This is a genomic window from Adlercreutzia equolifaciens (assembly GCF_029076695.1).
GTDB lineage: Bacteria > Actinomycetota > Coriobacteriia > Coriobacteriales > Eggerthellaceae > Adlercreutzia > Adlercreutzia equolifaciens_A.
Genome location: NZ_JARFIK010000416.1, coordinates 1 through 300 on the forward strand (window position 1 = coordinate 1; position 300 = coordinate 300).

Here is a 300-nt window from a genome sequence, read left to right on the forward strand (position 1 = left end):
GGGAGCTGGCCTACGCATACGGCGATCATCACTCCGATCGCGCCAAGCTGGGCGAGGCGCGCCATGCCTGCGCGGTAACGCCCGATCGCCCCCTGACGCGCACGGACAACGCCGAGGGCTACGAGATTCTGGACTGGGGCTGCGACGCGGGCGACGGGGAAGCATCGGGAGAGCGCGGTAAAAGCGAGACCGGCTGTATCCATGCGGACTAATGTTCGATATAATGGCGCGGATACACGATGCGCGGGCCATGGCGCCCGCTTGCAGCGTTTGAGAGGTACCAGCTATGTTAGAGAATAT

Annotated in this window: 1 pseudogene; it reads left to right on the top strand. The window is 63.3% G+C overall.

Annotated features, from left to right (window positions below):
* Nucleotides 1-212 (top strand): annotated as a pseudogene (locus PZH32_RS12975) (hypothetical protein); the annotation flags it as partial.
* Nucleotides 213-300: the final 88 nt, after the last annotated feature.